Below are 25701 nucleotides of genomic sequence, written 5' to 3' on the forward strand. Positions count from 1 at the left end.
CCGTAAATTCTCTGCTCTCGATATCTATAAAGCAGGAATAAATTGGTTACATCAACAAAAGATTGAACACCTAAAAACTTCGGGTTAAAGGGCATTTCACAGATTTTGTCAGCACTTCTGCTGTATAAATTTCGATTATTTTCTTAAATGAAGAAAGGAGCTTTTTAGTTATGAAACTCAACACAAAACTTGCGATCGCTTTAGTTGCTACTGCTACTAGTGTTTTTGGTCTAGCTTCTGGCGCTATGGCTGGTGAAGGTGGTGCTGCTGGTGCTGCTGCATTTACAATCAGTGGTACTGCTGTAACAGGTGTTGCAGTAGCTGCTGCCGTCGGTAAAAATGATGCCGCCGCCGCCGCATTTCAGGGTGCTACTGCTGTTCCAAACGCTGCCTATGCTCTAGGTTCTGGTGGTTTAATTACTTTGGATCAGATAGGAACTCCAGCAAGTGCTAGTATCACAGGTACAGCTTCTACAAACAGCACTAGCGAAGCTAATACCTTGACTGCTGACGTTGGAACTATTAAGATTGGTGCTGCCGATGACACTGAGGTCGTGACCATTCCATAGGTTACAACCTAATCATTATCTGAGCTAAGACACATTTAGATAGTCAAAGTAAATCAAAAGGCTATCTTAAAGGTGCATACCAAGTTTGCAAACATACTCCAGTAGCTTGAAGCCTGGAAATAAATACATAAAGGCTGCTTTTGCAGCCTTTGTTTATTTGTCTAGCATCATACTCAAAAAATCTCTAAACAGTAATTCTAAAAAATACAAAATTATGAATTGGAAAAAAAATCTAACTTTAGCCGGACTAGGCTTCTTGGCAACTATTTCTAACTTATCAATGTCACCCTTGGCTTTAGCCTCCAGCAATAATCCTATTTATCAAAATGAATCTAATCCTGATTTAGGACAAAATTGGTTAGTTAAAAGTTCTATTAATAGAATGTCAGAGGGAATAAAAATAAGCCTTGATCCTAACTTGGTTACACTTGCGGCTACTAGTGATGGCAAATTTTATCTTGAAAATTTAGACCCTCCAGCCGCTCCTCCTGCTCCTTCAGGGCGTTATGTATTAAAATTCATTTATCCTAATGGCAGCAGCAGTGCTTTTACAATTAAATCTAATAGTTGTGGACAATTCATTATTGGTTCTATATCTACAGGAAACGTAAGAGTAGAGTTGAAAACTCCTAATAATAATACTTTAATTAAGCAATTTCAAACAGACGATGTTGCTCGTAGCGGTAGTTTACCAACTTGTCCTCCTTAAAAAGGAGGATTTAGGAGGATCTAAAGTTTTGGATACCTCAGTCACTATTTTTCAAACATCCTTTAAGTAGTCGGACAGAATAGACCTCTTGCATAAGTCGAATAGACCCCCCTTATAAAGGGGGGAAACTTGAAATATTGCTCCCTCCCCTTCACAAGGGGAGGGTTGGGGAGGGGTGATTCAAGGATTTTTGCAAGAAGTCTAATTAATTACACAATGTCATTGCGAATGCAGGTTCGCCCTTGGCGTTCCCGCAGGGTAGCGGAATGAAGCAATTCGCTTGCGGCTGGGATTACTTCTCTTCTCAACGAGAGGCTGCGCCAACGAGACGCTCCGCGAACGCTTTGCTCACAATGACTGTAAATATTTTTGTCTATCTACTTAACATAAAGATTTGAATTAGCCGAATATTATTTATTTGTTTTTATAACACCTTCATAATTACTAAGAAAAACTTATATATTTCTTGACAAATTAGGTGAAATCACCAGATTGTTATCAGCTATATTCATTGGATTAGTAAAAAACAAGATGACCATATAGTATTCCTATAAATGAGCAGTTCGCAATTTATAGGTAAATTGCTATGGCTAATCTAAGTATTTTGCTTAATTAACTAACAATGAATAACAAGTATGAATTTTAGACATCAACTAGCAGTATTGTTTACTGTTTTTACTAGCATCTTTGGCATAGCTTCTATAGCTCTAGCTGGAGAAGGCGGTGCTGCTGGAGCAGTAGCATTTACAATTGAGTCTGGTGTCGTCACTGGAGTAGCCCAGTCTGCTGCAACTGGCAAAAATGACGCCGCCGCCGCTGCTTTTAATGCTCCTAATGCTGCTAATGGCATTGCCAATTCAGCTTATGCGCTAGGTTCTGCCGGTGCAATTACCATAACTAACTTGGGAAATCCCGCAACTGCTCAAATCGTAGGCACGCCAGATACAGCACTTGGCACTGCACAGATTAATCAGTTCAGTTCCAATACCACAATCAAAATCGGGACTATCAGTGGCGACGAGCTTATTAAGCTTTAGCTGCAATCATCAGCTTGGCTAACAAAGCCTGGAAATAGTTAACTTTTGATCACAAGAAGCTTATTTAATTGGGTGCATCCCATTTTTACAAAAAAACCTAATAATTTACATCTCCTGTAAATATCCAGTAGCTGCGTAGGTTGGGTTGAACGAAGTGAAACTCAACATTAAGCGTTAATTGTTGGGTTTCGTTCCTCAACCCAACCTACGATTCTTCTTAACTAAACCGTATTGTAATATGATTACGAATTACGAATTACACATTCGCGCAGCGCTCATAGAGAAGCGGTACTAGTACGCCACGGTGTAAATAGAGCAACCATTTAAAATCCCTAAAGAGCTTATTCCATAATACTTTTGACTTTTGACTTTTGACTTTTGACTTCCGCCTTGCGGTACTAGGGTACTGCTGGTTGGGGTCTTTGTTCTTCTACGTTTTGTCTGTTGCGTTGTATTTGTAACTGTTCAACCCCCTCATTAATTCCCCGCCTTAACCGTTCAGCAGTTTGTTGGTCAAAAGGATTAGGTGGATTTCCAAATTTAAACAGCACTGTGAAAACGTTATCACTGACATTAAAGTTATTTCCAGCCGAGTCTCTGCCATAATCATATTCATTATTAGTCCAAGACAGACTTAGTGTTGGACTATTGTATTGTTTGCCCATTCTCCATTGTGCGCTAGCTCCATACCGAGAACGACTAGTACTTTCATTAATGGGCGTATAATACGCCGACAAGCGAAAATTATTACTAAATTTAATTTCAAAGTCAGCTAAGAGCGTATTTTCAATTGAATTAGGTAAAATATCACCAAAATACTGAACTAACCCGAAAGAAATAGGGCCGATATTAGCCCTCGCTCCTAGTGTGAACGAACTGGCAGGAGTAATACTTAAAAATCGACCAATTCTAGTTTCTTGGTCAATAGCATAATTCAACCCAGTTGATAAAACGAGATTGCTAGTCCGACTTAAAGGTATTTTTTTTGTAACACTACCTGTTAATTGACTATAGTAATCACGATCTGGGTTGATATAGCCAATGCCTCCTGCCGAATAAGTCCAACCGCTTGATGTACTATGAGTAAAATCTCCACCAAGATAAGCTTTAATTTTGTCTCCACTAATCACACCTGCATAATATCTCAAAATATCTGCTGAACTTGTAATATTTCCACTAAAGCTAATATGTGGGTAATAAACCGTTTTTTCTGTGAGTCTGCTGCCGTTAGCAAAATTTACATTTTGTAGAAAATCTTCTAGATAAATTTGCGTGTAAAAATTTTGCAAAGTAGAGGGAGAATAAACTGCACCATTTACAATAGACACCAAACCAACATTTGAGTTTACTCCCCCTTCAGCACCCGCTTGTGCCAACATCCTACGAGGCCCAGTAGGTTCATAACGAACAACTGGGTCAATACTGCGGAGTATTACTGGTGAAATCCCAAACCAGATACTATTAAAACTTGCACTAGGAACTTGATTCAAACTTGTTATATTTGCTGCTGGGCTTTTTGCTTGTCCAATACCAGCATGATAAAATGTAAAACTATTTGCAGGGAGTCTAGCATTATTCGCAGCTAAAAATAAATTTTTATTGATCCTTGAATTTACTGCATTTGCCCCTCCTTTCAGTCGCGGATTAGCATCAGGCAAAATAAAATTACCTAGTTGCAAAGCTGAGTTAAGTAGTGTGTTTTCGTCATTTAAGATGAACCCATAACCGCGAATTGTCCGACCAATAACAGCTTTTTTATCATTTGCTCTGACAACTTGTCTAACTGTCGAATAAAAAGTTGCTGGCGTATTTTGAATATTTTCTTGTCTAGTGTAAAAAGGTGTGTTTCCTTGGGTGTTACCAGGCAAAGCGCCAGCATTGGGAAAGTAGAAATCTACACCAACTTTTTGACCATTGGCTCCCATTTGAAAGCCAGGTAAACTCATAACTGCTAAGGATTCTGGAGTCACGACATCCCCCACATTAGCAGTTTGAACAATGCGGGTTGGAACGAAAAAGTTAGGATCAATACTATTTCTGTCAGTTACTAAACCAGGGGTGTATGTACATTGCTTATCAGAAGAAGTTCCTGGAAAAAGACAGGAAGCTGTTAAGCTCATTTGGATTTGTGTGCCAAATAGAGTTTGTGGTTCTTTTCTAAGAACTGTCACTTCTCTAGATTGTCTAACCGTTTGTAGTTGTAAGTAAGTGCCTTTTTGCTCTACTGTATAAATGTTATTTCTAGTTAAACTCTCCTGAATTCGGCTATTGAGTTTAAAAATTCCATTAACATCAAATGTGACGTTGCGATCGTCTCCAAAGCTACTACCTCCAAATGTTTCCCATTCTGTTAAGTGGCTAATAGGTATACCATTCAGTGGGAGAGTAGTTGTAAATGGGTTAATTCTCTTATTAGGAGCAATTCTCGGCGGTATCTTGTAATTTGGATCAGTTGGCAGAGTTTCTTGAGGCTTTTTTATTAATGGTTTCTGGTCTAATTCTGCAACTAGGGGCAAGTTTTTTGGGGTTTTAGATACTGTGAGTGTCTGCTTGTTGGTAAGCTCCCAAACATTAATCTCCTGAGGGGAGTTTGAAGTAACTTTAGGAAAGTTAGGCATAACCTCACTTTGCACCGATTTCTCAGGAAAAGAAGGTTTAAATTTACTAGTTTTTTGTTCTAAATCTACTACTTTTGTCTGATTTTCCAAATTAATAAAATCTTGCTGTAACTCTACTTCATCTCTTGAAGATAATTCTGATAATTGAGAATTACTTTTAATCTCTAAGTCTGAAGCAAGAGCAAATGTATGAATTAAAAGTATAAGTTTTATTATGACAAATGGTGCTAATAAATAATTCTTTAAAATTTTATAGGCTCTTTTATTCATTATTAATTATTTGATAGATCCACTGAAATTTATTGATAATTAAATTTCCAGAACATTAATCTCATACATTTTTTAAATAATAAAATTAGAAAAAATAATATTTTATTAGTAAAAAAATGCAAGTTTTTACTAAGCTTATCTGATATAAATATATTTAAAATTAAAAAACGTAACTCATCTAAACCCTAATTAATTTTAAGTTTCTATTATTAAAACCTGCCTTTATTGAAATTAGGGTTAACGTTTAATATCTACTTCATTTTTGAAATAACCTTAGTAAATATACTGCAACAAGACTGTAAACGCTTTAACATATAATAAACAGCAGTAAAATTACTGCATTCAATAAAAATTGATTTATCTTTTTGGGTACTATTGCTCTTGACTACTATAGAAATTTACAAAATATCGTTATTGGCATATTTAGTTAAAAAGTACGAAGATTTATAACTCATAACTATGTTTCAAGCTACTCGCCGTCGTCTTGCAATTTGGTACACTACCGTCACAGCCGTGTTACTACTACTGTTTGCCAGTGGCGTTTATTTATACGTCCCTAGTACACTGATTGAGCGGATTGACGATACCCTTAACCATGTAGTGGAAATAGTGGAGCGTTGTCTAACAACCAGTCCTTGTGCCTTTACATTCATATTTGAGCCAATTAATGCTGATGCAGATAAATTTCGCATTAATAATGTAGAAGCCAGTTTTCGTGACAATACCGACACCGTAGAAGATGACCACATCGACCTAGAATGGTAATGTAGGTTTTTCAAAAAACTTTCAAAGACTCCCCTGAATAACCAAAAGCAGACAGATGGTTAACTAATGTTAAAAAAGGTTAATCTATTCATAAAGTAGTCAGGCTGGGAATTGAATATCACATTAAAAAAAGTTAATGGAAGCTGGAAATATTGATACAGAAGCGGTGAGGTTAGAAGCCCTCCGCCAGTATCAGATTCTTGACACAGAACCCGAAGAAGCTTATGACAACCTTGCTCAGTTAGCGGCTTTTATTTGTGGCACTCCCATATCCTTGGTAAATTTTATTGATGAAAACCGTCAGTGGTTTAAGGCAAAAGTAGGTTTAAATGTATCAGAAATGCCACGGAGTGTTGGATTATCTTATCTTTGCCAAGAGCAGCGTCATGTTGTAGTGATTTCTGATACCCTAGCTGATGAGAAGTTGGCAAGTAATCCGGTAGTAACTGGCTATCCATATATACGGTTTTATGCAGGTGTACCCTTAATTACTCTAAAGGGAGATATGTTGGGAACTCTATGTGCAATTGACCAAGTTCCACGACAACTAAGTCAAAAACAAGTGGAGGCGTTAGTGGGTTTGAGTCGCCTGGTAATCGACCAACTAGAACTCAGGCGTCATGTAAGTGAGGTATCTAAAGTTACTGAGAAACTAGTGGCACACGAGCAAGCAGCCCGCGCCCAATCTGAAGCCACCAAAACCCGCATCGCCAATCTTCTCGAAAGTATCACTGATGGTTTTTTTGCCCTAGATCAAAAGTGGCAATTCACCTATATTAATGGTCAAGCAGAACGGCTATTACAAAAAACTCGTAATCAGCTTTTGGGTAAAAACATCTGGGAGATGTTTCCAGAAATTATCGGCACAACATTTGATTGTGAATATCGCAGGGCAATCTTAGAGCAGGTTAGTGTCGAATTTGAGGAGTTGTATCTGCCACAGCAGCAGTGGCTTAAAGTCCATGCCTATCCAGCAAAAGACGGCTTGTCTGTTTATTTTCAAGATGTTACTGAACGACGGAAAACAGCAGAAGCACTACGAGAAAGTGAAGAACGTTGGCAATTAGCATTACATGGTAATAATGATGGTATTTGGGATTGGAACCTCAAGACTAATGAAGTGTTCTTCTCAACTCGATGGAAGGAAATGCTCGGCTATAAAGACCACGAAGTTTCCAACCGTTGGGACGAATGGACAAAACGAATCCATCCCGATGAGCGAGATTGGGTACTTCAAGCTTTCCAAGACCACTTTGCCAAGAAAACACCGTTTTACGTCTGTGAATATCGAGTCCTGTGCCAAGACGGCAGCTATAAATGGATTCTAGATCGAGGACAGGCACTTTGGGACGCATTGGGTGATATAGTGCGGATGGTTGGTTCTTATACTGATATCACAGATCGCAAGCAGGCAGATGAAGAATTAAAGCGGCAAAATCTGCGATCGCAACTATTTGCCGAAATCACCCTGAAAATTCGAGAATCTTTACAAATAGACGAAATTCTGCAAACCACTGTCACAGAGGTACAAAAACTACTACAAGCTGACCGTGTATTAATTTTTCGACTGGAAACTGACGGTTCGGGAACAGTGGTACAAGAGGCAGTGCTGCCTGGTTGGCCGGTAATTCTAGGGGAAAATATTTTTGACCGTTGCTTTAAAGAAGAATATATAGAAAGATATCGCCAGGGAAGAGTAAGTGTCATGGAAGATATTGAAGCTGCTCATATCCAACCATGCCATCGAGAATTTCTTCAGCAGTTTGCAGTCAGGGCTAATCTTGTAGTGCCGATTCTTGTCAGGGATAGTATTTGGGGCTTATTGCTAGCTCATCAGTGCGGTGCACCTCGACAGTGGAATCAGTTTGAGACGGATTTGTTACAACAATTAGCTAACCAAATTGGGATTGCTTTATCTCAGGCACAACTATTAGCAAAAGAAACCCAGCAAAGTCAGGAACTGACTCGTTCTAATGCAGAATTAGAACAGTTTGCCTACGTAGCTTCTCATGATTTACAAGAGCCGTTGCGGATGGTAACTAGTTATTTACAACTGCTGGAGCGGAAATACAAAAACAAACTGGATGTCAATGCGGATCAGTTTATTACCTATGCAGTAGATGGGGCCCGTCGGATGCAGACCCTAATCAACGATTTGTTAAACTATTCCCGCGTCAGCACCCGTGGACAACCTTTTGTGCCAGTTGATTGTAGTGTTGTCTTAGAACAGGTGCTTATTAATCTTCAAGTTGCGATCGCAGATCGAAAGGCAGTTGTCACCTACGATACTCTACCTGAAGTGATAGCTGATGCTACCCAACTGACACAAGTATTTCAAAACCTGATCGCCAACGCGATCAAATTTTGCCAGAATCAGCAGCCACGAATTCACATCGGAGTAGAGAAGAGAGATGCAAATGCAGATGGGGAAGATTTAAATTCTATCCCGTCGGTAGATGAATGGCTGTTCTGGGTGCGCGATAATGCAATTGGTTTGGAATCCCAATATGCTGAACGTATCTTTATAATTTTTCAGCGCTTGCAAGCTAGAGACAAGTATCCTGGTACTGGAATTGGTCTGGCAATTTGTAAGAAAATTATAGAACGCCACGGCGGTCGTATTTGGGTTGAGTCGAAACCGGGTCAAGGCTCGACTTTCTACTTCACAATTCCAGATAGAGCTCTTAAGCAATCGTGACTACCATAACAGCGATTATGCCTATTCAGGTTTTGTTGGTAGAGGACAATCCTGGCGATGCCCAACTTACACGTATCGCCTTGGAAGATAGCAAAATTTCGATTCATCTGAATGTGGTCGAAGATGGTGTGGAGGCAATGGCATTCTTGCGAAAACAGGAAAAATATGTCAAAGCAGCCCATCCAGATATTGTGTTGCTCGATTTTAACCTGCCCAGAAAAGATGGGCGGGAAGTACTGGCAGAAATTAAAGGAGATGAAAACCTCAAAAGAATTCCTGTAGTCGTCCTCACGACTTCCCAAGCTCAAGAAGACATCCTCAAAGCTTATAATTTATCTGCAAACTGTTACATAACTAAGCCAGTAGATTTCGATCAATTCGTTAAAATTGTACAATCAATAGAAAATTTTTGGTTTGCGATCGTAAAACTGCCACCGGAGTAGTGGAAATGGCAGGTGAAAATATTATTAAAGTCTTGTTAGTAGAAGACAACTCTGGTGATGTCTTATTGTTACAAGAGTTATTCAAAGAAGTTACTACAGTTGTAGTTGAGTTAATGCCCGTTGAACGGCTTTATGAAGCAGTCAACTACCTAACAAACGAAATTTTTGATGTTATTTTATTAGACCTCTCGCTGCCAGATAGCCAGGGATTACAAACCTTTGTTATCGCTCACAATCAGGCAAAAGCAACTCCAATCATTGTGCTGACGGGTATAAATGATGAAACCCTGGCAACTAGTGCAATGCAACAAGGAGCGCAGGATTATTTAGTGAAGGGGCAAGTAACTGGCGACTTGCTAGTGCGTTCTATGCGTTACGCCATCGAACGTCAACGGGCAGACAACGCACTGCGGCAGAGTGAGGAGCGATTTCGGGTTGCTCTCAAAAACTCTCCAATTTTTGTCTACAACCAGGATAAAGATTTACGGTACACCTGGGTTTACAATCCCCCATCTGGATTGACAGTTGAAAAAATATTGGGCAAACAAGACTTAGATATCATCCCAGTAGAAGATGCTCAACATCTCATTACAATTAAACGTGGAGTATTAACCACAGGCATAGGAACGCGAGAGGAAGTATCAATTACCATCAATGATACAACGCGATATTACGATTTAACTGTCGAGCCACTACGGAATGAAACCCAAGAAATTGTCGGGGTAACATGCGCCAGTATAGATATTAGCGATCGCCAAGCTGCGCTACGCGAACGCAAATTGGCAGAAGAAAAAATTCGCGAACAAGCAGCATTACTAGATGTCACCACAGATGCCATTTGCGTCCGAGATTTAAACAATCAAATTATTTTCTGGAACAAAGGCGCAGAAACACTTTACGGCTGGCAAGCTAAAGAGGCTTGGGGTAAAAATGCTAGCGAACTTTTGTATGACGAACCTTCACCGGAAATTGAAGCGGCTCTATTGCAAGCTATTAGTAAAGGTAAGTGGCAGGGTGAGTTAACAAAACTTACTAAAATGAACAAAGAAGTCCTTGTGGCTAGTCGCTGGAGTCTGGTTTGCGATGAACAAGGGAAACCCAAATCAATTCTCACCGTTGACACAGATATTACCGAGAAAAAGCACCTAGAAGCCCAATTATTTCGCGCTCAACGCCTGGAAAGTATTGGCACTTTAGCTAGTGGTATTGCTCACGACCTCAACAATATCTTGACACCGATCTTGGCAGGAGCGCAACTGCTACCACTGAAATTTCCCGATGCAGATGAGCGGACTCGTCATCTACTAGAAATTTTAGAAATTAACGCTAGACGCGGTGCTAATTTAGTCAAACAGGTGCTGTCTTTTGCGCGAGGTGTAGAAGGGAAGCACATCACTTTGCAACTCAAACATATAATTGTGGAAATTGCCAAGATTCTTAAAGAAACCTTTCCCAAATCGATAGAAATTAGCACTAATGTACCGCAAGATTTGTGGATGATTTCTGGAGATAGTACCCAACTGCATCAAGTGCTGATGAACCTCTGCGTTAACGCCCGCGATGCTATGTCCAATGGCGGTACTTTGAGTATCTCTGCCGAAAATATGTTGATTGACGCAAATTATGCGCGCATGAACCTAGAAGCCAAAGAGGGACCTTACATAGTGACTACTGTCTCCGATACTGGAGTTGGGATTCCTAAAGACATGCTAGATAGAATTTTCGAGCCATTCTTTACTACAAAAGATGTCGGGCAAGGCACTGGTTTAGGACTTTCCACAGTATTAGGAATCGTTAAAAGTCACGGAGGTTTTGTGAACGTGTATAGTGGGCCGGAAAGTGGCACTAGCTTTAAGGTTTACTTGCCAGCAGTGGGGGGAATAGAAACACTCAGCCCCGAAGATTTGCCACCACAGACAGGACATGGAGAATTGATTTTGGTTGTGGATGATGAAGCCGCCATTCAAGAGATTACAATAACATTACTAGAAGCTCACAACTACAAAATTTTAGTTGCCAGTGATGGCATTGAAGCGATCGCGCTATATGCTCAAAATAGAGACAAAATTAGTGCCGTCCTCATGGATATTATGCTGCCCTCACTGGATGGTTTAACTGCCATCCGTACCTTGCAAAAAATCAACCCCCAAGTCAGAATTATCGCCAGCAGTGGACTTATGTCTGACAATAAGCTCAGTGCAGTAGCAGCTATTGGTGTCAATACATTTTTGTCGAAGCCCTATACTGTCAACGAATTATTGCTTTCTTTACAGAAAGTACTATCGTAAGTCAAATAATTACGTAAGTATTCTGATAGCTGTGAGTACAAAACGCTGCTTTATTGATGTGGGTGCAAATTCCTTGGATTTGATATGATTGAGCATCCGTTAACACACCCCTTTTATCGATACTCACAGCTTGGCTAAATCAATATGCCTCGGTTTCTTAAGTTAATCATCAATATAGTAGTCTTAGGTGCATTGTTACTGATATCCCTGCAAGTTTGGGCACAAGATTGGCGTCCGGTTCGCGGTGGCATCCCTTTTGGTATCAGTGGTATAGCTTTGATAGAGCAACAAAGCAATACACTCGATTTTCTGATTGTCCATGACAACAAACAAAAAAACCAAGGTCGTTTAGCAATTATTCGTATTAAGGGTAAAAGGCAACCTGAATATTTTCCATTGAACTGGCCGAGTAACATAGAATTACCCATCGATTTAGAAGCTTTAACATCTGTTCCAGAAAAAACAAAATTTTCATTTATCGCTTTAACTAGTTCTGGAAAAGCTTATTACATCAGGTTAGAGCCTGCCAATAAGACCATTTCAGTGCTGAAAGAATTCAATCTACCAGAAATTCTTCAAGGAAATAACTTTGAAGCATTTGGATTACAAAATATAGATGGTAAATTAGTTGCTATTTGGGGACATCGAGGTGAAGGAGAACAAGCAGCAACTATTTTTTGGGGAATATTTGACTTAGCTAAATATCAAATTACTCTCGCAGGTTCTGCCAATCTGAAAGTACCGTTTCCATCTGGAAATGTTCGTCATATTTCAGATATTAAGGTAGATCCCGTAGGAATTGTGTACATCACTTCAGCAAGTGATGCCGGAGATGATGGCCCATTTCAGTCAGCTGTGTATGTCGCCGGTTACTTAGGATTGCGTGATAACAAAATTATATGGCGGCAAAATTCTCAATTTGTTCCTCTCTACCGCTCTGATTATCACAAAATTGAAGGTGTAGAACTTGTTTCTGGTGCAGAAGGTGGTGTAGTAATTGGTACAGATGATGAGAATTTGGGTTCCTATGTATACATTTTAGGTGGAAGTAGCTGAACTATGTCCTTTAATAACTTGTGTAAAAACTTGAGGACGGACATTCTCTCTGCCTACCCACTTTTAGCTTGTTGAGGGTGCGATCGCACTTTTAAATTTAAATAAAATTAGTTTTATAAAATTAATGTTTCAAGCTTTGCCTGTACTTCTTCTATTAAATCTTGTGAAACGCTTTCAACAAATTTTACCTTTCTAGCTTTCCAATCGAGTGTTTTAATTTGGTCAGATAACACAACTCCTTTTGTTTGCATTCCCTCAACAAGTGGAACTTCAAAACTAAGCCCTTTTGCTTTGCTGGTTATAGGACACGCTAAAACTAAAGAAGCCATTTGATTGTATTTAATTGGAGATATAACCAGAACAGGGCGGTAGCCCATTTGCTCCCGCCCTTGCTGTTGTAGTTCATTGTTCATTGTCCTAGCAATGTCATCAAATGACATTCCTGATGCGTAGAGGGTAAATGCACGCTGAATCGAATCAACCGTAAACTGCTCTGTAGCTCCAAATTCTAATTTGATAATATCTCCTCTTTTCGGAAAGTATGGATTAACTATCAATCTTCATTCCCCACAGCCTTTCCAGTTTCAAATTCCGGATGGAATTTATCAGGAGTCATACCTTCGAGCAACTCATCAAGGGTATACTTTTTTCTTTTTTGTGGTGTAATTATAATATTATTACCTTCCACACTAAGGTCTATATTTGTCCCTTCGGTTACATGTGCTTGTTCAGCTACCGCTCTTGGAATCCGAATAGCTAAACTATTTCCCCATTTAGCAACAACTGCGGTCATAACTATCTCCAAAAATTTTGTTAGCGATTTACACGCCCGAATTTTTAGATTTTCGGAGTGAAACACTTTTAAAAGTTTGTCTGACGTATATACTTTGAAGATACATGTTTTATTAGCGGGTGTCAACGTCTCCTAGCAAGGCAATCGATAAAAGGAGAACGATCGTCCTCCTTCTTTTAGCGCAACGAGTAGGACAGTTGTTACCACAGATACGCCCTACCTGCAACGGGCTACACCTACGCATTTCTACCTTGAGCTTGGAATGACTGCAAGCATAAGCCTTGGCGGTTTTGAGGATTGCTGGTTTATTTGCGATCGCCTAGCAATTATGCACGCATTGAATAATTTGTCAATTTATTTAGGGCGATCGCAACTTGGTGTAAGTTGACCATTATCTTATCGATAACGGCCACTCATTAATTACCCCTAAACATTAAATCGGAACAACATTACATCCCCTTCCTGCACAACATATTCTTTCCCTTCACTGCGAACCAACCCTTTCTCCTTTGCAGCATTCATCGAACCAGTTGTTACCAAATCTTTATAAGCGACTGTTTCGGCGCGAATAAATCCCCTTTCAAAATCACTGTGGATTACACCAGCAGCTTGAGGTGCAGACATTCCAGCATTAATTGTCCAAGCGCGGGTTTCTTTGGGGCCGCAGGTGAAATATGTCCGCAAACCTAAAAGCATATAAGTTGCCCGAATCAATGATTTCAAACCGCCTTCTCCCACACCTAAAGACGCGAGGAAATCAGCTTTATCTGACTCTGGTAATTCCACTAATTCTGCTTCAACTTGAGCCGAAACTATCACAACTTGGGCATTTTCTGTAGCTGCAATTTGCCGCACTGTTTCCACAAAATCATTACCAGTTGCCAACTCATCTTCAGATACATTGGCGGCGTAGATAATCGGTTTATAAGTCAGCAGTTCCAGTCCTTTAATAATTACTGTTTCTTCTTCATTCAAGCTTACCTGACGCACCGATTTTCCTTCATTTAAAGCCGCAGCTAATTTTTCTAAAACTGTGATTTCAAACTGTGCATCTTTGCTAGTACGAGCTTGTTTGCGAGTGCGGTCAATTCGCCGCTCAATTTGTGCTAAATCTGATAAACCGAGTTCTATATTAATGATTTCAATATCTCGCGCTGGATCAACAGAACCAGCAACGTGGATAATATCGTCATTTTCAAAACAACGTACCACATGGACGATCGCATCAACTTCCCGGATGTGGGACAGGAATTGATTTCCTAGTCCCTCACCCTGACTTGCACCTTTAACTAAACCGGCAATATCTACAAATTCAACCCGCGCTGGGATAATTTGTGCCGAACTGGCAATCTTAGCAAGAACATTTAACCGTTCATCCGGTACTGCGACAACGCCGACATTCGGTTCAATCGTGCAAAAAGGGAAGTTAGCTGCTTCTGCTTTGGCATTAGCAACTACAGCATTAAATAAAGTAGATTTTCCGACGTTGGGAAGTCCGACAATTCCGGCTCTTAGCATTTTGGATTTTAGATTTGGGATTTTGGATTACATTACCAAGGTAATCTAAACAGGTTCCGGTATGGTTTGGGGAATTGGTGCTGGAACTGTCTGAGGAATGGGAGCAGGTACTGGTTCTGGTACAGGACCAGGTAACGGTTGAGGAATAGCTGGCCCCGGTACAGGTTCAGGACTCGGTAGCGGATTCGGCTCAGGATTGGGACTCGGTAGCGGACTTGGGCCAGGAGTAGGAATTTGTGGTTCCGGTATAGAAATCGCAGTGGGATTAATCATGGGAAGTCTAAATTAAATTATTTAACCTTTTCACGCTAGATGAGAACCTCATCTATTGACATCTCCCCAAATAACTATACCCACGAACACATCCTTTAATAATTTACCGCTCTTGTCATTATTCCTAGCAAATTCTCTGCGCCCCTCTGCGTTTAAATTCCACTCCTCAATTCGCCACCATACGCAAAACTCTACTAAACTACTCCTCCTTTACCTTTTCTACCACCTCTGGCACTGGATCATAACCACCTGGATGAAATGGATGACAGCGCAAAATTCGCCGAGTTGCCATCCAGCTACCACGTAACACTCCAAATCGTTCAATAGCTTCAATAGCATACATCGAACAAGTTGGTTGAAAGCGACAAGTCGGAAGAAACAATGGCGAGATAAATATCCGGTAGCCCCGAATCAGCCAAATAAATAATAATTTCATTGCAGCTACCCAAATCTTATAAATTAGTAACAGGGGTAAAAATTTTCATTTTGTTGCATCTTTGTTAATTACATTTTCTGATTTCACCTCAATTCCGGTTTTCTGGGTGCAAATTGCGTCGGCTGCAATTTGGGTGTTACTCATCCTCCTGATTGCATGGGTGGTAAACCGCTTTGCCGACAAGCCAGAAATCGTGCGGAAGATAGTTCATATTGGCACTGGTAATGTGATTTTAATCGCCTGGTGGCTCGATATTCCCGCCAGTGTAGGGATTACAGCTTCTATTTTAGCGAGTGCAATCACCTTATTGTCCTACCGATTGCCCATTCTTCCTGGTATTAATAGTGTTGGACGGCAAAGTTTAGGGACATTTTTTTACTCTGTCAGTTTCGGTATTTTAGTTGCTTGGTTTTGGTACTTGCAACAACCCCAGTATGCAGCACTCGGAATTTTGGTAATGACTTGGGGAGATGGATTAGCAGCTTTAATTGGGCAACGCTTTGGTAAACATAAGTATAAAGTTTTTGGGACAGAAAAAAGTTGGGAAGGCTCCCTAGCTATGATGCTCGTTAGCTATGTCGTCAGTAGTTTGATTTTAGTTGGAACTCAAGGAAACAGTTGGCAAACTTGGGCGATATCACTAGTAGTGGCATTTATAGCTACTGCTTTAGAGGCTGTTTCATTTTTGGGTATTGACAATTTAACAGTTCCCTTGGGCAGTGCAGCACTTGCATTCTTTTTAAGTCAGCTAGTTTTGAGTTAGTTAGGACTTACGCAATAGTTACGGAATAACAAACCGCAGAGGCGCAAAGGACACGGAGAAATGATAGTTTGAGAAAGTTTTTGCGTAAGTCCTAACTATAATAAAGCCCTCCTGTTAGAGAGGGCTTTATCGCTAAGTAAAACTCTTAATTTAATTAAGACTATAGTCCTATTACCATTTTTTGTATCGACTCAATCCACAAAAAATAAATCTTTTTGATTATATTCAATACCACCCATTACGTAAAAATTGAGCCGAGTTTATTACCGCGATCGCTCCCAAATCCAATCGAGTAAAATCGGATTGACTAACTCCGGCGCTTCATCCTGCGGACAATGCCCCACTCCCTCTAAAGGAATAAACTTTTCTACTTGCGGAAAGTTAGCTAATTCTCTACCTAATTTAATTGGTTCCCACGGATCGGCCGTTCCCCACAAGATAATCGCCGGACAAGCTAACAGTGGCAAAAGGTCTTCTGGTAGAGGCCCTGTAGAATAAGAAGTAAATGCAAGAAACACAGCACCAGCACCCGGATCGCTTGCTGGTGAAGTAAGAATATCTACTAACTCATCTGTCACCATCTCAGCATTCGCATAAGCTTGCAGCAGAATTTTTCGCACTGTTTTCGGTTTGGCGAGTTGATTGAAAAAGAAATCGCCAACTGGTTTAATAGATAGTACCCGTTGCAGCAAAGGCGCTCCGTAACGACGAGATAAAGGTAAAGTTACCCGTTTGCGATCGTGCAACAGCCGTAAAGAACAGTTGAGCAAAGCAACTCCCAAGGCAATATCTGGGTTACTTACTGCTGCTTGCATGGCTACAATACAGCCAATGGAATTTCCAACTAAAAAAGCTGGCTCACCGACAACTTCACGGCAAAAATCTGCTACTTGCTGTCCCCAGGTTTCTAATGTGTAGCTAATTTTTTCACCAGGTTGAGGTTTTGCGGAAGCACCAAAACCAATCAAATCGATCGCATAAACACGGCAATTTTCTGCTAAGACAGGAATATTTTTTCGCCAGTGCCACCAAGAAGCACCAAATCCATGTACCAGGACAACAGCTGGCCCAGTAGTTCCTTGGGTTTGATAGCAAATAGAGAAATCTTGCCAAATCCAGGTTTTTGTAGAGTTAAGTGCTGTTTTTGAACTTGAGGTTGTCATGGTAAATTTGATGTAAAGAATGCTAAAAGCTTTTAAGCAGCAAGGCACAAGTAAAATTGTTTTTAATTTGCATAAAATTTATCAGATTTTCAAAATAAACCCTTTGCTCTAGTGATAGCCTATACATATACCACAAAAGCTTCTAGGCTGATAATACTAGCATTAAGCTGATAATTTTATCCACTATAGAGAGTTTTCATTTTGTTGATAGAGGTAACTTACTCACAACTGAGATTATGTCAGTATTAGAAATCATAATTTATCTAATATGAGTAATATTTTGGCTATTTTTTAGATGTGAGTGAATTAGCATCAGTGCTAGATTCAGTAGTTTCACAATTAACGATCGCAAGTTTGGTCTATAAGATTAGCGAATATGAGGCATCGGCTAAGGGGTGGTTTGCAACTGGAAACTGAGGCTGAATTTAACAATATTTTTCTTGTTCCTAGTTCTGCGAGCCAGAAATTATGAATCTACTAGAAACAATTGATACTCCCGTTGGGAGCTACGCACCAGATTTTGAATTGCCAGGAATTGATGGTCAAGTACACCATCTCAGGCGTTATCTTGAAAAGTTCCGAGCAGTCGGCGTTATTTCTCTATGTAACCACTGCCCTTATGTAGAGCGGTATTTAGGTAGGCTAAAAAACATTCAAGCCGAATTTGCCCTAAAAGGCTTCACACTAATTGGACTCAATGGTAGTAATGTTGACTACGACACTAGGTTAAGCTTTGAAACAATGAAAGCTTTTGCCCGATGTCACCAGTTGAACTTCCCCTACCTGTGGGACTCAACGCAAGATGTGACCGGTAGTTTCGGCGCAACAAAAACACCAACGGCCTTTCTCATAGACACAAATGGTATAGTCCGTTACAAAGGTAAAATTGATAATCATCCCCAAGAGCCATTATCAGTGGGAGAGGATTATTTGAGAACTGCGATCGCTTCTCTGCTTCAAGGTCAAAAAATAGCCATACCACAAACAGAACCAGTCGGGACTACATTGATTTGGCGTAACTAGACATAGATAGTCCCTGTAACTGCTATCTTAAATTGGAGGCAATTGCAACTTTTTTGATAAAGCGTAACTTCATGGGAACGAATTACCGACGGGTTTTACTCAAACTGAGCGGTGAAGCCTTAATGGGCAACATGGGCTATGGCATTGATCCAGAAGTGGTCAAAGGAATAGCACAAGAATTAGCAGAGGTGATAGCCACTGGTACTCAAATCGCCATAGTTGTTGGCGGCGGCAATATTTTTCGTGGCGTCAAAGCAGCGTCGGCGGGGATGGACAGGGCAACCGCTGACTATATCGGGATGATTGCCACGGTAATGAATGCCATGACGCTGCAAGATTCGCTAGAACGCATAGGAGTACAGACGCGAGTGCAAACCGCGATCGCTATGCAAGAATTAGCAGAACCATATATTCGTCGTCGTGCCATCCGTCATCTTGAAAAAGGGCGGGTGGTAATTTTTGGTGCTGGTTCTGGAAATCCCTTTTTTACTACAGATACGACTGCGGCATTAAGAGCAGCAGAAATCGATGCTGAGGTGATTTTTAAAGCCACCAAAGTAGATGGGGTATATGATGCCGATCCTCATATTTATCCTGACGCCAAGCGTTACAATAGCTTAACCTACGCGCACGTTTTAGCCCAAGATTTGCGGGTGATGGATAGTACTGCGATCGCCTTGTGTAAAGAAAATAATATCCCAATTCTGGTATTTGACCTAACGGTGCGAGGAAATATCCACCGAGCAGTCTTGGGAGAATCCATCGGCACCCTTGTGGGAGGTTCTTGTGAAATTAGCTGAAGCTGAAAGTACGATGCAAAAAACCGTTGAGGCAACTCAACGATCTTTTAACTCGATTCGCACTGGTCGCGCCAATGCGAGTCTATTAGATAAGGTATTGGTGGACTATTACGGTTCGCCTACTTCCTTGAAATCACTGGCAAATATTAGCACACCGGATGCTACGACGATCTTAATTCAACCCTACGAGCGCAACACCCTAAACATCATTGAGAAGGCTATTTCCCTCTCAGATGTGGGTTTAACACCCAGTAACGACGGTTCTGTAATCCGGTTGAATATTCCGCCCTTAACAAGCGAGCGTCGTAAAGAATTCGTCAAAATGGCATCCAAATATGCTGAAGAGGGTCGTGTTGCTATTCGCAACATTCGGCGCGATGCCATAGACGCCATTCGCAAACAGGAGAAAGCCTCTGAAATCTCCAAAGATGAATCAAAAGACCAACAAGACAACTTGCAAAAACTGACAAACGAGTATAATGCCAAAATAGACTCGCTATTGGCAGAAAAAGAAAAAGACATTACGACTGTTTAAAGTCTCAAGTCTTAAGCATAAAGGCTGAAGGATAATGGATAAATTCTTCAGCCTTTATCATTTCTTATTTATTGCATAAATCCTAGAAAAATTGTTCGAGTAAGTAAGTGGACATGAATAATGAAAGTAGGAACAATTCATAAATTGCCCCTACTCAATAGAAAATAAACTACTTCTGGAGCAAAAATTCAATATGTACGACTGCATCATCGTCGGCGCTGGGCCAGCTGGTGGAACAGCTGCATATCATTTAGCCAAGCAAGGTCGCTCAGTATTAGTGTTGGAAAAAGAATCTCTACCAAGGTATAAACCTTGTGGTGGTGGCGTATCTCCAGCGATCGCTCAATGGTTTGACTTTGATTTTAGCCCAGTAATTTCTGTAAAAGCCGACTCTGTTCGCTTTACCTGGAAATTGGGCGACCCCGTGGAAGCAAAAATCGCCACCAAAGAACCAATCTGGATGGTGCGACGAGATATTTTTGACCATTTCCTAGTGCAACAAGCACAGAAGCAAGGAGCCGAACTACGAGATAATACGGAAGTAACTGGTATTGAGTTTCAAAGTGACTCTTGGCAAGTTAACACAGCTAATGGCCCAGTTACAGGTCGCTACTTAATCGCGGCTGATGGTGCCAAAGGGCCAATGGCAAAATGGCTAGGCTTTAAAGACCGTAAACGCCGTTTAGCAGGAGCCTTAGAGGCAGAAGTTGCCGCAAATGTCAAGGATAAATCCACAATTCACTTCGAGTTTGGCTTGGTAAAAAACGGCTACATTTGGAACTTTCCAAAAGCTGATGGTTATTCCATCGGTGTCGGTACATTTCTCGGCGGCGAACCCCAGGATTTTAAGAAAATTTTAGATGAGTATGGGCGATCGTTTAATGTAGATATCAAAACTGGTAAGCAATATGGTTATCCTCTTTGCTTGTGGGATGGCAACCAAAAGTTACATACCCAAAATGCGGTTTTAGCTGGGGAAGCGGCTTGTGTAGTCGATCCGATGACAGCAGAAGGCATTCGTCCGTCAATTTTTAGCGGTTTGATTGCAGCAGGAGCTATTAATGAAGCTCTTTCGGGTGATACTAACGCTTTAGAAAAATATAGCGAAGCCATCAATGAACAATGGGGTACTGAGATGGCTTGGGCGCAAAAATTAGGTGGAGCATTCTATCGCTTTCCAGGGATCGGCTACAAAGTTGGTGTTAAGCGCCCCTCTGGTGCGAAAATCATGGGTAAGATTCTGTGTGGAGAACTTCGCTATGGCGACGTTGCCGATCGTGCCCTCAAGCGTTTAATTCCTGGTTTTGGAGGTTAATTAAGACAAGTTGCTTAAGTAATTTGTTAAAGGTAGGCAAACTTCTACCACAGTGTACTAGGCATTTCTCAATATGGCAATTTACTTGACAAAACGGCTGTCTATGTTCGCTAATATTCTTGCTCTTGTCCTCTTCATGCCGGGAATTGCCTTAGCTGCACCCGTTCAAATCAATACTCCTTCTGGTGTTATTTTTGCCCAAACGACCAAAACGACAAACTACTCCAGTTCGTCGGAGATTAACCTGACTCCTTTACAACGCCAAGAACTCCAGGCTGTGCGTCAGAGAAGAAACAGGGAAATTGAGGCAGTGTTAACCTCATCGCAACGTGCCCAACTTACTCACAATCTCCGGGCTGGTAATAATATCAATCAAGCGTTAGAAAAACTAAATTTGCAACCAGAGCAGCAAGATTTGGTAAAAGCGATCGTGCAATTTACTAACTTGAAAATGAAGGCTGTTTCATCTAGGCATTTGCTAAAAATCGGAGGTAAGTAAAGGTTTGATTTGTAAAACTTATGGAAACAAAGGCAAATCCCTCAATAGTCTGCCTAGAGAGGGATTTTGGGGTGAGTGTGGCGTTGATTTTTTAACTGCTAGTTTAAATTATTTGCTTTCTCAACTGCTTCCTTTAACTCTTCAAAGGTAATACTACCGTCTTCGTCTGAATCATACTTTACTAGTAACTCCTGGGGGCTACTAGTATTTGTTTTTGATGAGATGATTGCACTTAAGCCAGGACTTAAAAAAAGCTCATTAATGGAGACTTTGCCGTCTTGATCGCGATCTAATTTCTTAAAAAGAGATTGAAGCTCTTGCTCGGTTGTCATAAGTTTCTATCTGAATTAATTATTCAATTTAATATCTCAAAATCTTGACAAAGACGCAAGGATAGTTAAGGAAAATTTAATGAATTTTTTATACTTGCCAATGTTTTTTTTATAAGAGACTTGATCGCGCACTATATATTTTCAACACGCTGGGTATACAGTAAAATATACTACTGAAAACTGTCAATCGATATACTTTCACAAATCGATGCGGACAACAGCGATATCTGGCTTAGGTTCGGAGTATTAGCTCAACTGAATGGGATTTTGCACCTAAGACAACTTCTACTAGCGATGCCTGCGGCGGGCTGCGCCAACGCTTGAGATAATTAAATGCACACATTGTTGTGGCTGCATGAAGGGGATTTTTGGCACTCATCGAGATAACTTGCCCATCAATCAGTTTTACCCGTTCATCCTCTGCTGTAATAATACCGATTTCAAACATCCGGTGATATTCGTTTACAGTCCACAGGCGCACTCTAGTTTGTGTCATTGGATTTTCTTTAGCCATCGCACATCACTTTTAGGCGATTATCTCTCACTCTCAACTTTGGCAGCATCTATAATTAATCTTGCCCTATTTAGTTCGTTACCATGTCGGAAGAAGATATCCGAGCCGCGAGGCTGGAGAAAGTAGAACAACTCAAGCAGCTAGGGACTAATCCTTACGCTTATCGTTGGGAATCTACCCATCATGCAGCGCAGTTACAAGAAAAGTTTGCCGATTTAGTCAGTGGTGAAGAAGTTGATTTAGAAGTTGCCATAGCCGGACGCATTATGGCGCGTCGCGTTTTCGGTAAATTGGCTTTCTTCACCTTGCAAGATGAAACCGGTACAATTCAGCTTTATTTAGATAAAAATCGCATCCAAGAAGGTATGACAGATATTGATGCCGATGCCTTCAATCACCTGAAACAACTCACAGATGCAGGTGACATATTAGGAGCCAAAGGTACTATTAAACGGACTGAAAAGGGCGAGTTATCTGTCTACGTTAAACAATATACTATCCTCACTAAATCCCTATTGCCGCTACCCGACAAGTGGCATGGATTAACGGATGTTGCCAAGCGCTATCGTCAGCGCTACGTTGACTTGATTGTTAACCCAGAAGTACGGCAAACTTTCCGCCGTCGCGCTCAAATTACTGCTGGTATTCGCCGTTATTTGGAACAGCGAGATTTTCTGGAAATTGAAACACCGGTTTTGCAAAGTGAGACTGGGGGTGCAGATGCACGTCCATTTATCACTTACCACAACACTTTAGAAATGGAGTTGTATTTGCGAATTGCTACAGAACTTCATCTCAAACGGCTGATTGTGGGTGGTTTTGAAAAGGTGTTTGAATTGGGGCGAGTTTTCCGCAATGAGGGAATTTCGACTCGACACAATCCCGAATTTACGACGATTGAAATTTACCAAGCCTACGCCGACTACAACGATATGATGGCGTTGACTGAAGGGATTATTACCACTGTTGCCCAAGAGGTAATCGGCACATTGGAAATCACCTACCAAGGGGAATCGATAGATTTAACACCACCTTGGCGGCGGGTAACAATGCACGATTTAGTTAAAGAATTTACGGGTTTGGATTTTAATTCTTTCCAAAGTTTGGAAGAAGCAAAAACAGCAAGTAAAAATGCTGCTATTCCTGGTATAGATGAAGCCCAATCAATTGGTAAGTTATTAAATTTAGCCTTTGAAGAGAAAGTAGAAGCTAATTTAATTCAACCTACCTTTGTAATTGATTACCCTGTAGAAATTTCGCCCCTAGCAAAACCTCATCGTTCTGTGCCTGGTTTGGTAGAACGATTTGAGTTATTTATAGTCGGGCGAGAAACTGGGAATAGCTTCTCAGAACTTACCGATCCCATTGAGCAAAGAGAACGCTTAGAAGCTCAAGCGGCGCGGAAAGCTGCTGGTGACTTAGAAGCCCAAGGTGTAGATGAAGACTTTCTCACCGCTTTGGAATACGGTATGCCACCTACAGGTGGTTTAGGGATTGGGATTGATCGGTTAGTGATGTTATTAACTGATTGTGCCAGTATTCGGGATGCGATCGCATTCCCCTTACTCAAGCCAGAAAAATCAGAATCATCCCCAGATGAAGCCAGTAGTAACAATTCGTAATTGAACTGGGGACTAGGGACTGGGTACTGGGGAAGATTTTAATTCCTCCTCATCTCTCTAATTCCCTCAGTCCTTAGACCACTACTTTTTCTAAGATCAGCTTAGAACGTTTCACTTGCTCAGGAATCGCTACGGGATAATCTCCAGTGAAGCAGGCAGAACAGAAACTATCGGTGTCTTCTCGTGTGGCTTCTAGCATTCCCTCCCAACTCAGATAGGCTAGGCTGTCTACTTCCAGTTGTTTGGCAATTTCTGCTACTGACTTGGTAGCAGCAATCAGCTGATCTTGAGAATCGGTATCGATGCCATAGAAGCAAGGATGAGTTACAGGCGGAGAAGAAATTCGCATGTGTACCTCTACTGCTCCTGCGTCACGCAAAGTTTTGACTAGTTTACGGCTGGTAGTACCGCGTACAATCGAGTCATCTACAATAATCACTCGTTTCCCTGCCAGCACATCTTTGAGGGGGTTGAGTTTCATCCGCAGACCTGATTCCCGCATCATTTGGGTTGGTTGAATGAAGGTTCGCCCAACATAGCGATTTTTAATCAGTCCTTCGCCGTAAGCGACACCAGACACTTGGGAAAATCCAATAGCAGCAGGTATACCAGAATCAGGAACACCAAAGACAATATCCGCATCTACAACAGATTCTTTAGCTAACTGGTGTCCTAATCGCATTCGATAGCTGTACAAACTCTCGTTATGCATGACGCTATCAGGGCGAGCAAAGTAAATCATCTCAAAGATACACAATTTCCGCTCGGATTTTTGACTCCAATGATAAGAAGCTAAACCTTCTTCAGTAATCCAAACTAATTCACCTGGTTCTACATCTCGCAGGTATTCGGCTCCAATGATGTCTAAACCACAAGTCTCGGAAGCCAAAACGTAACGGACTGGATTACCAGCCAAAGTGCCGATTACTAGAGGGCGAATGCCATTGGGGTCACGGACACCTATAACGCCGACGGGAGTACCAATAACTAAACTAAAGGCTCCTTGGCAACGGTGAAATGCCTGAATTGCACCTTCTAGCCAATCAGCGCCCGTATCTATGGCTTCGGCGATCGCAAAAGCGATCATTTCTGAGTCTGTTGTCGTGACTAAGTTACATTTATTCTCAAGCAACTCTTGACGTAGTTGCACGGTATTGACTAAATTACCATTATGTGCTAAAGCTAATGAACCTAAAGAGGTTTCCAGTACTGCGGGTTGGGCATTAACTTTGCGGCTAGAACCTGTGGTGGAATAACGAGTGTGACCAACAGCAAGGCGACCGGGCAATCGATCCAACACAGATTCATTGAAAACTTGAGACACCAAGCCCATATCTTTGTAAAGATGTACTTGTGTTCCCTCAAAGGTAGCAATACCAGCTGATTCTTGACCCCGATGTTGAAGGGCATACAATCCAAAGTATGTCAGTTTAGCAACGTTTTCTCCTGGGGCGTAGATGCCAAAAACACCACAAGCTTCTTCTGGCTTGTCAGGCTGATTTTCATGACTATTAATTGGGTTGTTGGTCTGGTCGGGGTATTCATCCGAAATGACAGAATGAATAGAAATCATGCTAGCTTTGCTCCTGGTGGGGGGGTCAATCAATCTTGGATTTGAGATTGACGATTTTGGCTCGATCGCATCGTAGTAAGGATGCGGCT

Annotated in this window: 25 protein-coding genes and 1 pseudogene; 16 read left to right on the forward strand and 10 right to left on the reverse strand. The window is 41.1% G+C overall.

Annotated features, from left to right (window positions below; translation table 11 throughout):
- Window positions 1-170 precede the first annotated feature (170 nt).
- The 3 genes from ACFE93_RS01630 (at window position 171) to ACFE93_RS01640 (ending at window position 2315) form a co-directional block, all read left to right on the forward strand.
- Window positions 171-569: a hypothetical protein gene (locus ACFE93_RS01630; RefSeq protein WP_375471719.1), complete on the forward strand. Its 399-nt coding sequence runs from the start codon at window positions 171-173 to the stop codon at window positions 567-569.
- 106 nt (window positions 570-675) lie between these two features.
- Window positions 676-1278: a hypothetical protein gene (locus tag ACFE93_RS01635; RefSeq protein ID WP_375471720.1), complete on the forward strand. Its 603-nt coding sequence runs from the start codon at window positions 676-678 to the stop codon at window positions 1276-1278.
- A 635-nt stretch (window positions 1279-1913) separates the two neighbouring features.
- Window positions 1914-2315, forward strand: coding sequence for a hypothetical protein (locus tag ACFE93_RS01640; RefSeq protein ID WP_375471721.1), 402 nt, complete (start codon window positions 1914-1916; stop codon window positions 2313-2315).
- A gap of 398 nt (window positions 2316-2713) precedes the next feature.
- Here ACFE93_RS01640 and ACFE93_RS01645 read toward each other — a convergent pair whose 3' ends face one another.
- Entirely contained in the window at window positions 2714-5203 is a 2490-nt protein-coding gene (locus ACFE93_RS01645) for a hypothetical protein (RefSeq protein ID WP_375471722.1), read from the reverse strand.
- A gap of 459 nt (window positions 5204-5662) precedes the next feature.
- Here ACFE93_RS01645 and ACFE93_RS01650 point away from each other — a divergent pair.
- From ACFE93_RS01650 to ACFE93_RS01670, 5 genes and pseudogenes are all read left to right on the forward strand, one after another.
- Window positions 5663-5965: pseudogene (locus ACFE93_RS01650) on the forward strand (sensor histidine kinase); the annotation flags it as partial.
- Between the two features lie 139 nt (window positions 5966-6104).
- Entirely contained in the window at window positions 6105-8666 is a 2562-nt protein-coding gene (locus ACFE93_RS01655) for a GAF domain-containing protein (RefSeq protein WP_375471723.1), read from the forward strand.
- Window positions 8663-9109 (forward strand): response regulator, encoded by a 447-nt coding sequence (locus tag ACFE93_RS01660; RefSeq protein ID WP_375471724.1) that lies wholly within the window; start codon window positions 8663-8665, stop codon window positions 9107-9109. Before ACFE93_RS01655 ends, ACFE93_RS01660 begins: the two co-directional genes overlap by 4 nt.
- A gap of 5 nt (window positions 9110-9114) precedes the next feature.
- Window positions 9115-11397, forward strand: coding sequence for a response regulator (locus ACFE93_RS01665; protein WP_375471808.1), 2283 nt, complete (start codon window positions 9115-9117; stop codon window positions 11395-11397).
- 144 nt (window positions 11398-11541) lie between these two features.
- Complete coding sequence (locus ACFE93_RS01670; protein ID WP_375471725.1) at window positions 11542-12453, forward strand: hypothetical protein; 912 nt, start codon at window positions 11542-11544, stop codon at window positions 12451-12453.
- A gap of 113 nt (window positions 12454-12566) precedes the next feature.
- On the opposite strand, the gene ACFE93_RS01675 is transcribed toward ACFE93_RS01670, so the two are convergent.
- The gene (locus tag ACFE93_RS01675; RefSeq protein ID WP_375471726.1) at window positions 12567-13010 is read right to left on the reverse strand and encodes a type II toxin-antitoxin system PemK/MazF family toxin; all 444 of its coding nucleotides are present in this window, start codon (window positions 13008-13010) and stop codon (window positions 12567-12569) included.
- On the reverse strand, window positions 13007-13246 hold the full coding sequence (locus ACFE93_RS01680) for an AbrB/MazE/SpoVT family DNA-binding domain-containing protein (protein WP_375471727.1): 240 nt from the start codon (window positions 13244-13246) through the stop codon (window positions 13007-13009). The genes ACFE93_RS01675 and ACFE93_RS01680 overlap by 4 nt, the downstream gene beginning before the upstream one ends.
- Window positions 13247-13508: 262 nt before the next feature.
- On the opposite strand from ACFE93_RS01680, the gene ACFE93_RS01685 reads away from it, so the two are divergent.
- Complete coding sequence (locus tag ACFE93_RS01685; protein ID WP_375471728.1) at window positions 13509-13634, forward strand: hypothetical protein; 126 nt, start codon at window positions 13509-13511, stop codon at window positions 13632-13634.
- Window positions 13635-13672: 38 nt separating this feature from the next.
- Here the strand turns inward: ACFE93_RS01685 and ychF are convergent, their stop codons facing one another.
- From ychF to yidD, 3 genes are all read right to left on the reverse strand, one after another.
- Window positions 13673-14764 carry a redox-regulated ATPase YchF gene (gene ychF / locus ACFE93_RS01690; RefSeq protein ID WP_375471729.1) on the reverse strand — a complete coding sequence of 364 codons (1092 nt, stop codon included), beginning with the start codon at window positions 14762-14764 and terminating at the stop codon, window positions 13673-13675.
- A gap of 45 nt (window positions 14765-14809) precedes the next feature.
- Entirely contained in the window at window positions 14810-15037 is a 228-nt protein-coding gene (locus tag ACFE93_RS01695; RefSeq protein ID WP_298904917.1) for a hypothetical protein, read from the reverse strand.
- 199 nt (window positions 15038-15236) lie between these two features.
- On the reverse strand, window positions 15237-15473 hold the full coding sequence (yidD, locus tag ACFE93_RS01700; protein ID WP_375471730.1) for a membrane protein insertion efficiency factor YidD: 237 nt from the start codon (window positions 15471-15473) through the stop codon (window positions 15237-15239).
- 61 nt (window positions 15474-15534) lie between these two features.
- Between yidD and ACFE93_RS01705 the strand changes: the two genes are divergently transcribed.
- Window positions 15535-16236, forward strand: a complete 702-nt coding sequence (locus ACFE93_RS01705; protein WP_375471731.1) for a diacylglycerol/polyprenol kinase family protein — start codon at window positions 15535-15537, stop codon at window positions 16234-16236.
- Between the two features lie 263 nt (window positions 16237-16499).
- Here the strand turns inward: ACFE93_RS01705 and ACFE93_RS01710 are convergent, their stop codons facing one another.
- Window positions 16500-17399 carry an alpha/beta fold hydrolase gene (locus tag ACFE93_RS01710; RefSeq protein WP_375471732.1) on the reverse strand — a complete coding sequence of 300 codons (900 nt, stop codon included), beginning with the start codon at window positions 17397-17399 and terminating at the stop codon, window positions 16500-16502.
- Between the two features lie 468 nt (window positions 17400-17867).
- Between ACFE93_RS01710 and ACFE93_RS01715 the strand changes: the two genes are divergently transcribed.
- From ACFE93_RS01715 to ACFE93_RS01735, 5 genes are all read left to right on the forward strand, one after another.
- Window positions 17868-18422 carry a thioredoxin family protein gene (locus tag ACFE93_RS01715; protein ID WP_375471733.1) on the forward strand — a complete coding sequence of 185 codons (555 nt, stop codon included), beginning with the start codon at window positions 17868-17870 and terminating at the stop codon, window positions 18420-18422.
- A gap of 71 nt (window positions 18423-18493) precedes the next feature.
- Window positions 18494-19222 (forward strand): UMP kinase, encoded by a 729-nt coding sequence (gene pyrH / locus ACFE93_RS01720; RefSeq protein WP_094348577.1) that lies wholly within the window; start codon window positions 18494-18496, stop codon window positions 19220-19222.
- Window positions 19209-19757, forward strand: a complete 549-nt coding sequence (gene frr, locus ACFE93_RS01725) for a ribosome recycling factor (RefSeq protein WP_375471734.1) — start codon at window positions 19209-19211, stop codon at window positions 19755-19757. Before pyrH ends, frr begins: the two co-directional genes overlap by 14 nt.
- Before the next feature lie 193 nt (window positions 19758-19950).
- Window positions 19951-21072, forward strand: a complete 1122-nt coding sequence (locus tag ACFE93_RS01730) for a geranylgeranyl reductase family protein (RefSeq protein WP_375471735.1) — start codon at window positions 19951-19953, stop codon at window positions 21070-21072.
- A gap of 73 nt (window positions 21073-21145) precedes the next feature.
- Window positions 21146-21571 (forward strand): hypothetical protein, encoded by a 426-nt coding sequence (locus tag ACFE93_RS01735; RefSeq protein WP_375471736.1) that lies wholly within the window; start codon window positions 21146-21148, stop codon window positions 21569-21571.
- A 98-nt stretch (window positions 21572-21669) separates the two neighbouring features.
- Here the strand turns inward: ACFE93_RS01735 and ACFE93_RS01740 are convergent, their stop codons facing one another.
- Both ACFE93_RS01740 and ACFE93_RS01745 read right to left on the reverse strand, forming a co-directional pair.
- Entirely contained in the window at window positions 21670-21903 is a 234-nt protein-coding gene (locus tag ACFE93_RS01740) for an EF-hand domain-containing protein (protein ID WP_375471737.1), read from the reverse strand.
- A gap of 232 nt (window positions 21904-22135) precedes the next feature.
- Entirely contained in the window at window positions 22136-22417 is a 282-nt protein-coding gene (locus ACFE93_RS01745) for a hypothetical protein (protein WP_375471738.1), read from the reverse strand.
- 83 nt (window positions 22418-22500) lie between these two features.
- On the opposite strand from ACFE93_RS01745, the gene lysS reads away from it, so the two are divergent.
- Window positions 22501-24039: a lysine--tRNA ligase gene (gene lysS / locus ACFE93_RS01750; RefSeq protein WP_375471739.1), complete on the forward strand. Its 1539-nt coding sequence runs from the start codon at window positions 22501-22503 to the stop codon at window positions 24037-24039.
- Window positions 24040-24112: 73 nt separating this feature from the next.
- Here lysS and purF read toward each other — a convergent pair whose 3' ends face one another.
- Window positions 24113-25612 (reverse strand): amidophosphoribosyltransferase, encoded by a 1500-nt coding sequence (gene purF, locus ACFE93_RS01755; RefSeq protein WP_375471740.1) that lies wholly within the window; start codon window positions 25610-25612, stop codon window positions 24113-24115.
- Window positions 25613-25701 lie beyond the last annotated feature (89 nt).

This window comes from uncultured Nostoc sp., from assembly GCF_964247315.1.
Taxonomy (GTDB): Bacteria; Cyanobacteriota; Cyanobacteriia; order Cyanobacteriales; family Nostocaceae; genus Nostoc.

Excerpts from the sequence above, each read along its gene's own strand:
- ACFE93_RS01740 (WP_375471737.1), bottom strand. The coding sequence starts at position 21,903 with ATGACAACCGAGCAAGAGCTTCAATCTCTTTTTAAGAAATTAGATCGC.
- yidD (WP_375471730.1), bottom strand. The coding sequence starts at position 15,473 with ATGAAATTATTATTTATTTGGCTGATTCGGGGCTACCGGATATTTATC.
- ACFE93_RS01695 (WP_298904917.1), bottom strand. The coding sequence starts at position 15,037 with ATGATTAATCCCACTGCGATTTCTATACCGGAACCACAAATTCCTACT.
- ACFE93_RS01735 (WP_375471736.1), top strand. The coding sequence starts at position 21,146 with ATGGCAATTTACTTGACAAAACGGCTGTCTATGTTCGCTAATATTCTT.
- ACFE93_RS01665 (WP_375471808.1), top strand. The coding sequence starts at position 9,115 with ATGGCAGGTGAAAATATTATTAAAGTCTTGTTAGTAGAAGACAACTCT.
- ychF (WP_375471729.1), bottom strand. The coding sequence starts at position 14,764 with ATGCTAAGAGCCGGAATTGTCGGACTTCCCAACGTCGGAAAATCTACT.
- ACFE93_RS01655 (WP_375471723.1), top strand. The coding sequence starts at position 6,105 with ATGGAAGCTGGAAATATTGATACAGAAGCGGTGAGGTTAGAAGCCCTC.
- ACFE93_RS01670 (WP_375471725.1), top strand. The coding sequence starts at position 11,542 with ATGCCTCGGTTTCTTAAGTTAATCATCAATATAGTAGTCTTAGGTGCA.
- ACFE93_RS01630 (WP_375471719.1), top strand. The coding sequence starts at position 171 with ATGAAACTCAACACAAAACTTGCGATCGCTTTAGTTGCTACTGCTACT.
- lysS (WP_375471739.1), top strand. The coding sequence starts at position 22,501 with ATGTCGGAAGAAGATATCCGAGCCGCGAGGCTGGAGAAAGTAGAACAA.
- purF (WP_375471740.1), bottom strand. The coding sequence starts at position 25,612 with ATGATTTCTATTCATTCTGTCATTTCGGATGAATACCCCGACCAGACC.
- ACFE93_RS01680 (WP_375471727.1), bottom strand. The coding sequence starts at position 13,246 with ATGACCGCAGTTGTTGCTAAATGGGGAAATAGTTTAGCTATTCGGATT.
- ACFE93_RS01685 (WP_375471728.1), top strand. The coding sequence starts at position 13,509 with ATGACTGCAAGCATAAGCCTTGGCGGTTTTGAGGATTGCTGGTTTATT.
- ACFE93_RS01745 (WP_375471738.1), bottom strand. The coding sequence starts at position 22,417 with ATGGCTAAAGAAAATCCAATGACACAAACTAGAGTGCGCCTGTGGACT.
- ACFE93_RS01640 (WP_375471721.1), top strand. The coding sequence starts at position 1,914 with ATGAATTTTAGACATCAACTAGCAGTATTGTTTACTGTTTTTACTAGC.
- ACFE93_RS01710 (WP_375471732.1), bottom strand. The coding sequence starts at position 17,399 with ATGACAACCTCAAGTTCAAAAACAGCACTTAACTCTACAAAAACCTGG.
- ACFE93_RS01715 (WP_375471733.1), top strand. The coding sequence starts at position 17,868 with ATGAATCTACTAGAAACAATTGATACTCCCGTTGGGAGCTACGCACCA.
- ACFE93_RS01730 (WP_375471735.1), top strand. The coding sequence starts at position 19,951 with ATGTACGACTGCATCATCGTCGGCGCTGGGCCAGCTGGTGGAACAGCT.
- pyrH (WP_094348577.1), top strand. The coding sequence starts at position 18,494 with ATGGGAACGAATTACCGACGGGTTTTACTCAAACTGAGCGGTGAAGCC.
- ACFE93_RS01645 (WP_375471722.1), bottom strand. The coding sequence starts at position 5,203 with ATGAATAAAAGAGCCTATAAAATTTTAAAGAATTATTTATTAGCACCA.